Below are 7,144 nucleotides of genomic sequence, written 5' to 3' on the forward strand. Positions count from 1 at the left end.
CTGGCGGCGATGGCGCTGACCTGCCTGGCGGCCAGCGCGGCCTGGGGCTTCGCCTTCGAGCCCTTCACGAGCTATCCGGTAGTGCTTGCGTGCCTGCCTTTCCTCGCGATCTATCCGACGGCCATCGGCATCGCGACCCATTCGCTTGCGCGCAGGGCGCGGCAGCAGAAGGACCTGCTCGAGAAGATGGCGCGCTTCGATGCCGCGACCGGATTGATGAACCGCCAGCAATGGCTGCACGCGGCGACCCACGAGCTCAAACGCTACCAGCGCGCCGGGCGTACCGCAGTGCTCGTCTTGATCGACATCGACCGCTTCAAGGACATCAACGACGGCTACGGCCATACGGTCGGGGACGAGGTGGTGGAAGAGTTCGCCCGCCTGCTGAAAGCCTGTCTGCGTGATGTCGACACGAGCGGACGCTACGGCGGCGACGAGTTCGGCGTGGTGATGCCCGACACGCGATGGGAAGAGGCCATCGTGGCCGCCGAGCGCCTGCGCCGGCAGGTCGCGGCGTGCGGATTCTCCAAGCGTGCGTTGCGGTGCACCGTCAGCATCGGCCTGGCGGAATCCCATGCGGGCATCGCGTCGGTGTCGGACTGGATCAACAGCGCCGACAGTGCCCTCTACCGCGCGAAGGCCCAGGGGCGCGACTGCATCGTCGTCGGCTGCTGAGGCGCGCTCAGTCGAGCAGGGCGTCGACCACGGCCGTGGGTTGTTTCATCCAGGCGAAGTGATCGGCGCGTGCGCCCAGGCGTGCATGGTCGAGCACCGTCACGTGGGCGGGACTCCCGGGCAGTTTCGCCATCAAGGCCCGCAGCGAACTTTCCGGAGCCAGCCAGTCATCGTCGAACAACACGCCGCGCACAGGCGCACGCACGCCTCGCATGCCGGCGTCCAGGTCCACCGGCCAGCCCGCTGCGCGATAGCGGCCGCTCAACCCCACCCGCGCCCAGTCGCGGATCAAACCGCGTGCTTCATCGCCACCGAAGCCCAGTCGGCGACCGGGCAGGGCGCCACAGGCGCGTGCCAGCCAGGGCGCGAACTGGTAGAAGAATGGCAGCGCGTAACCACGCGGCGCGGGGAACGTTCGCCAGTATGGCGTTCCGCTGGCGACCAGCCAGAGGCTCGCGAACGCGTCGGCAGCCTGACCTGCATGGCAGGCCGCCAGCTGGCCGCCCAGGCTGTGGCCGCCGATGCGATGGGGAATGTCCCGCAGGCGACCACGCATCGCGGCGTGGCTGAGCGGCAGGTCGGTGCCCAGCAACTCGCGATAGCCCCAGTCCGTGTGCCGTCCGGCGCGGAGCGAACTGCTGCCATTGCCGCGCCATTCGTGCACGAAGACCGCGATGCCGCGGGCGGCCAGCATCTCGGCGAACGGCAGGTAATGACGCGCCGCGACCCCCAGCGCGGGTACCCACAGGAGCGTGGAGACGGGATGGGTCGGAATACGGGCGACCAGGGTGTAGCCGTGACCATCCTGCGATTGCAGCGGAATGTCTTCCGCAAGCCGGGACGTGTCGGTGGCATTCATGCGGTCGGTGCAGCCCCGGTGTGGTCCAGCACGACGATGTCGCTGCGTCCCGGCCGATAGCCGCCGCGCAACGCAGCGTGCACGTAGTCCGAAGCGGCGAGGCATGCCGCCTTCATCGCCATGCCTTGCGCGCCACGCGCCGCGATGGCGGAAGCGAGCGTGCAGCCGGTGCCATGGGCTTCCAGGGCCAGGCGCGGGTGCGAAGTTTCGGTCATTCCGTCCGCATCGACGTACAGGTCCACCACATCGCCGTCGCCCGGCAGATGGCCACCCTTGAGGAACACGGCTCGGGCGCCCAGCGCCAGCAGGTCGTTCGCGGCCCTGCGCATCGCCGGCGCATCGGCAATGGCGCGCCCGAGCAGCAGTTCCGCTTCCGGAAGATTCGGCGTCACCACGTCCGCCAGCGGCAGCAACCGTGTGCGCAGTGCTTGCAGGGCGCTGTCTTCCAGCAGCTTGGCGCCGCTGGTGGCCACCATGACCGGATCGACCACCACCGTGGCCGGGCGATGCACGCGCAAGGCCTCGGCCACCACGCCGATGACGTCGGCGGTCGCCAGCATGCCCAGTTTCACGGCGCGCACGTCGAAATCGTCGAAGCATGCGTCAAGCTGCGCGCGGAGGAAATCCATCGGCGGCACGTTTACCGCGGTAACGCCCCGCGTGTGCTGTGCGGTGAGCGCGGCGATGGCGGAGAGGCCATGCACGCGGTGGGCGGCGAAGGTCTTSAGGTCGGCCTGGATGCCGGCACCGCCRCCGSWGTCGGARCCGGCGATGGTCAGGGCGGAAACCACGGAGGGAACGGTCATGCGCGGATTGTGCCATCCGTACGCGGGCGGGTGGCGGGGCGGGTCACGCCGTCGGCGACCGTGCGCGCATCCACTGGCGATACAGCACGTAGCCGACGCCGGTGCAGCCGGTCAGCAGCGCCGGCGCCAGCAGGGCGTCGTAACCGACTTGCCGATACAGCCAGGCGCCGAGCACGCCACCGCCCAGGAAGCCGCTGATGATCAGGGCGCTGAGCGTCAGTCGCCTTACCGGCAACGGCATGCCGCGCAGCAGGTGCCCCAGGCCGATGCCGAGGTCGGTGAACATGCCACTGAGGTGGGTGGTACGCACGGCGGCACCGCTGTAGGTCGTGACCATCGCGTTCTGCAGGCCGCAGGCCACGGCAGCGAGCAGGGCACCCCAGATCTGTTCCTGCTTGAACAGCGGGACCGCGGCGATCAGCAGCACGGCCTCCAGCGCGAGCACCACGCCGTACCGGCGGCCGAGTTTCAGCGTCTGGTCCTGGATGATCAGGCCGCTGAGCATCGCGCCGAGGCAGAACGCGATCAGCACGCCCCACAGGTGGATCACCGCACGCAGGTCGCCCTGCGCGATCGCCGCACCCAGCAGGCTGGTGGTGCCGGTCAGATGGCTGACCGCCTGGTGTTCGAACCCCAGGTAGCCGATGACGTTGACCATGCCGGCCACGCAGGCCAGCAGCACGGCACCGATCCAGACCCAGCGGGGAAGTTGGAGGCCCATGGCGTCAATGAGCCCCGCGTGCAGAACGCGGACCTCGTCCCGGCCACAGCCATGCAAGCGACCAGGCGGCACAGACCGGAAGGAGTTCGGACGCCCAATACTTCCATGCTGAATAGTCGAGGGTTACGTCCAACAGCACCTTCAGGATGCCGGCGCCTATCGACTGGACCAGTACCCAGGCAAGCAGCAGATGGAGCCCGCGCCAACGCGCGATTCCGGTGGAGAACCACCAGTAGGCGACCGTCGCAAACAGGATATATCCACTTGTGCGGACGACGTTGAAGGACGCGAATCCAACATCATCCGGGGCGAACCGGAACAGGAATAGCGAGAGCAACATGCTGGTGCCAATGGACCATGTAGCCAGTGCCGAGAACAGGACGACGCCACCCAGCAGGACGCGCCGCCATTGCACGCCAAACTTCAGCGCTGCGGCGGCATCCGTGGGGGCGGCGGCGGATGCGTAGCGTGTCGGCGTGTAGGGATCATGCATGGCTGCCTGCTCTGGTGTCGCCACGCAGGCCGCAAGGGCCAGCGTGGCGATCGATACCGCTACAGCACTTCCGACGCGTAATCCGCCAGGCGCGAGCGCTCGCCGCGTCGCAGCGTGATGTGCGCGCTGTGCGCCCAGTTCTTGAAGCGGTCCACCGCGTAGGTCAGGCCCGATGTCGTCTCCGTCAGGTAGGGCGTGTCTATCTGTTCCACGTTGCCCAGGCAGACGATCTTGGTGCCGGGGCCGGCGCGGGTGATCAGCGTCTTCATCTGCTTCGGCGTGAGATTCTGCGCCTCGTCGAGGATCAGGTAGCGCGACAGGAACGTACGGCCACGCATGAAGTTCATCGAACGGATCTTGATGCGCGAGGCGAGCAGGTCATTGGTCGCCGCACGGCCCCAGGCGCCGCCTTCCTGGTTGTGCGTCAGCACTTCCAGGTTGTCGGTAAGCGCGCCCATCCACGGCGTCATCTTCTCTTCCTCGGTGCCCGGCAGGAAGCCGATGTCCTCCCCGACGCTGACCGTGGCGCGGGTCATGATGATCTCGCGGTAGCGCTGCTGGTCCATCGTCTGCGCCAGGCCGGCGGCGAGCGCGAGCAGCGTCTTGCCGGTGCCGGCGGTGCCGAGGAGGGTGACGAAATCGACTTCGGGATCCATCAGCGCGTTGAGCGCGAAATTCTGTTCGCGGTTGCGCGCATTGATGCCCCACACCGCATGCTGGCTGTGGCGGAAGTCGTCGACGATCTGCAGCGTCGCCTTGTCGCCCTCGACCTTGCTGACGCGGAATTCGGACTCGTCGTCGCCGGGCAGGTACAGGTACTGGTTGGGGTACCAGCCCGCGCCATCGGCCATCGTCACTTCGTAGAACGTGCGGCCCTTGTCGGTCCACGAGCGCAGGTCCTTGCCATGGCGTTGCCAGAAATCCTCCGGCAGCGGATCGGCGCCGGTGTACAGCAGGCTGAAATCGTCGAGCGCGCGATCATTCTCGTAGTCCTCCGACACGATGCCGGCGATCGCCGCCTTGATGCGCAGGTTGATGTCCTTGGAGACGAACACCACCGGGATCTCCGGCTCGCTCTCCTTCAGCGCGAGAATGGCGCCGAGGATGGCGTTGTCGGGAATGACCGCACCGAAGCTCTTGCCGGCATCGAAATGGCTGGTCTGGAAGCGCAGCAGGCCCGCGCTCTGTGAGCCGCGCAGCTGCAGGCTGTTGGGCTGCACGAGCGGAATGCCGGCGGCCAGGTTGTCCAGGCCGGACGCCTCGACCAGTTCGTTGAGGAAGCGGCTGACCTGCCGCGCGTTGCGGCTCGCTTCCGAGGTTCCCTTCTTGCCGTTGTCCAGTTCCTCGATCACCTGCATCGGCAGGAAGACGTCGTGCTCCTCGAACTTGAACAGCGCGGTGGGGTCGTGCATCAGCACGTTGGTGTCCAACACATAGATACGCTTGCTACGGGTCATTCGGGCAACCTCATCGAGGAAGATGTGTGAACACGGGCAACATTTCCGCGGACAGCAGCGAACCACCATGACCCGCCGCGGCGCGGGATGGTGGGTGGAAGGGAAGGGGATTTCGTCACTGGGCCTGGTGGGCCTTCAGCGCGTCCAGCACGGCGTCGGCATGGCCGGGAACCTTCACGCCGCGCCACTCCTGCACGATGCGGCCGTCCGGCGAGATCAGGAAGGTGCTGCGCACCACRCCCAGCACCTTGCGGCCATACATGTTCTTCTCGTGGATCACGTCGAAGGCCTTGCACAGCGCTTCGTCGGCGTCGCTCACTAGCGGGAACCTGAAGCCCTGCTTGGCGCAGAAGTTGTCGTGCGATTTCACCGAGTCGCGCGAGACGCCCAGTACGGTGGCGTCGAGCTTGGCGAACTTCGGCAGCAGCGCGTTGAAGTCCAGACCCTCGGTGGTGCAGCCGGGAGTGCTGTCCTTCGGATAGAAGTAGAGCACCAGCCATCGGCCGGCGTAGTCGGCGAGGGTGGCGGTCTCGCCGCCAGACAGGGCCAGCGGCAGTTTCAGTGTCGATTTGGGCAGGGCTTTCGCGCTTTTCGCCGTCATCGTCAGAACTTCATCGGATCCATGATCGCGTCCAGGTTCAGATGGTCGCAGAATTCGAGGAAATCGTCGCGCAGCGCGGCGATGTGCATGTTGGCCGGCACGCCGATGGTGACCTGCGCCGAGAACATCTCCGCCCCGGTCTGCATCGCGCGGTAGCGCGTGCTCTGCAGGTTCTCGATGGTGATCCCCTGGCGGTCGAAGAAGTCCGCCAGCTGGAACAGGATGCCAGGCTTGTCGGCGGCCACCACTTCCACGATGTACGGCAGCAGGTTGGACTGCACCACCTTCGGCCCGGTGCGGTAGAACACCAGCTTCAGGCCGTCGTCGCGCTCGAGCCGCGACAGCATGGCTTCCAGCTTCGCCACCGCGTCCCACGACCCGGTCGCGAGCGCGGTCACCGACACGTCGCGGCCCACCGTGGACAGCCGCGCGTCCACCAGATTGCAGCCGCTGTCGGCGATCCGGCGCGTCACCGACAGGAGCGGCGATTCCGGATGCGTCGTATAGGCGGTGATCAGGAGGTGGTTTTCGGTCGGCGAAGGCCGGGGCGTGGAATCGGTCAAGAGAGCTTCCGGCGTTGCGGTCAGGCTGAATGGCGGCCGGGCAGCGGCCCGACGACGCAGGCAGCATACTTGCCCGCCCTTTGAGCCCGCAAGTAACATGCGGCCGACATTGCAGGCGGACCGGGACGACCGCGCTCACGGGCGCTTCCGGTGCGCCGGATCCCCACCGAGAGCCTCCCCTTGCACCTTTCCGGCAGCATCACCGCACTGGCCACGCCGTTTTCGGCGTCGGGCGAACTCGACCTGCACGCCTGGCGCGCGCTGCTGAAACAGCAGCTCGACGGCGGCACGCAGGGCGTGGTGGTGGCGGGTTCGACCGGCGAAGCGGCGGCGTTGTCCGACGACGAGTACGACACGGTCCTGCGCATCGCGGTGGAAGAGGTGCGTGGGCGCCTTCCCGTGTTGGCCGGCACCGGCCAGATGAATACCGCCAGGACCATCGCGGCGACCCGCCGTGCGGCCGCGGGCGGCGCGCAGTTCGCGCTGGTGGTGACGCCGCCCTATGTCCGGCCGACGCAGGCAGGCCTGGTGGCCCACTATCGCGCCGTCGCCGACCTGGGCGGCCTGCCGGTCGTTCTCTACAACGTGCCGGGCCGGACCGGCTGTGACCTGCTGCCGGAAACGGTCGCCGAACTCGTCGACCACCCGAACATCGTCGGCATCAAGGAAGCGCGTTCCGAGCCCGAGCGCATGTCCGCACTGCTGGCGCTGCGCACGCCGGGCTTCGCCATCCTGAGTGGTGACGACCCGACCGCGTCGCGCGCGATCCTGGCCGGAGCCGATGGCCTGATCTCGGTCGGGTCCAATGCGTTGCCGCGCACGTTCCGCCGCCTGTGCGACGTGGCGCGCGCCGGTGATGCCGCGGCCGCGTCAGCGCTGGACGCGCAGCTGCAGGAGATCTACGCCTTCCTCGGCGTCGAATCCAATCCCATTCCGGTGAAGGCGCTGCTGCAGCGTGCGGGGTTCGGC

The 7,144-nt window shown here is 67.5% G+C and carries 9 protein-coding genes; 2 read left to right on the forward strand and 7 right to left on the reverse strand.

Annotation, left to right across the window (positions count from 1 at the left end; genetic code table 11):
• Nucleotides 1–675, forward strand: a 675-nt coding sequence (locus tag AC04L7_RS09590) for a GGDEF domain-containing protein (RefSeq protein WP_475512898.1), incomplete at its 5' end; no start/stop codon positions are given.
• Nucleotides 676–682: 7 nt separating this feature from the next.
• On the opposite strand, the gene AC04L7_RS09595 is transcribed toward AC04L7_RS09590, so the two are convergent.
• The 7 genes from AC04L7_RS09595 to AC04L7_RS09625 form a co-directional block, all read right to left on the reverse strand.
• Nucleotides 683–1,534 (reverse strand): alpha/beta hydrolase family protein, encoded by an 852-nt coding sequence (locus AC04L7_RS09595; protein ID WP_435999363.1) that lies wholly within the window; start codon nt 1,532–1,534, stop codon nt 683–685.
• On the reverse strand, nt 1,531–2,340 hold the full coding sequence (thiD, locus tag AC04L7_RS09600; RefSeq protein ID WP_475512899.1) for a bifunctional hydroxymethylpyrimidine kinase/phosphomethylpyrimidine kinase: 810 nt from the start codon (nt 2,338–2,340) through the stop codon (nt 1,531–1,533). The genes AC04L7_RS09595 and thiD overlap by 4 nt, the downstream gene beginning before the upstream one ends.
• Nucleotides 2,341–2,383: 43 nt before the next feature.
• The gene (locus AC04L7_RS09605) at nt 2,384–3,061 is read right to left on the reverse strand and encodes a YoaK family protein (RefSeq protein WP_435999359.1); all 678 of its coding nucleotides are present in this window, start codon (nt 3,059–3,061) and stop codon (nt 2,384–2,386) included.
• A 4-nt stretch (nt 3,062–3,065) separates the two neighbouring features.
• Nucleotides 3,066–3,554 carry a hypothetical protein gene (locus AC04L7_RS09610; RefSeq protein ID WP_435999357.1) on the reverse strand — a complete coding sequence of 163 codons (489 nt, stop codon included), beginning with the start codon at nt 3,552–3,554 and terminating at the stop codon, nt 3,066–3,068.
• A 59-nt stretch (nt 3,555–3,613) separates the two neighbouring features.
• Nucleotides 3,614–5,011: a PhoH family protein gene (locus AC04L7_RS09615; RefSeq protein WP_296282601.1), complete on the reverse strand. Its 1,398-nt coding sequence runs from the start codon at nt 5,009–5,011 to the stop codon at nt 3,614–3,616.
• Between the two features lie 115 nt (nt 5,012–5,126).
• Complete coding sequence (locus AC04L7_RS09620; protein WP_296282602.1) at nt 5,127–5,612, reverse strand: peroxiredoxin; 486 nt, start codon at nt 5,610–5,612, stop codon at nt 5,127–5,129.
• 2 nt (nt 5,613–5,614) lie between these two features.
• Nucleotides 5,615–6,175 carry a glycine cleavage system transcriptional repressor gene (locus AC04L7_RS09625; protein ID WP_162336523.1) on the reverse strand — a complete coding sequence of 187 codons (561 nt, stop codon included), beginning with the start codon at nt 6,173–6,175 and terminating at the stop codon, nt 5,615–5,617.
• Between the two features lie 180 nt (nt 6,176–6,355).
• Between AC04L7_RS09625 and dapA the strand changes: the two genes are divergently transcribed.
• Nucleotides 6,356–7,144: 4-hydroxy-tetrahydrodipicolinate synthase (gene dapA, locus AC04L7_RS09630; protein WP_475512900.1), on the forward strand; the 789-nt coding region annotated here is incomplete at its 3' end.

The sequence above is a fragment of the Pseudoxanthomonas sp. LjRoot204_2 genome, assembly GCF_056175765.1.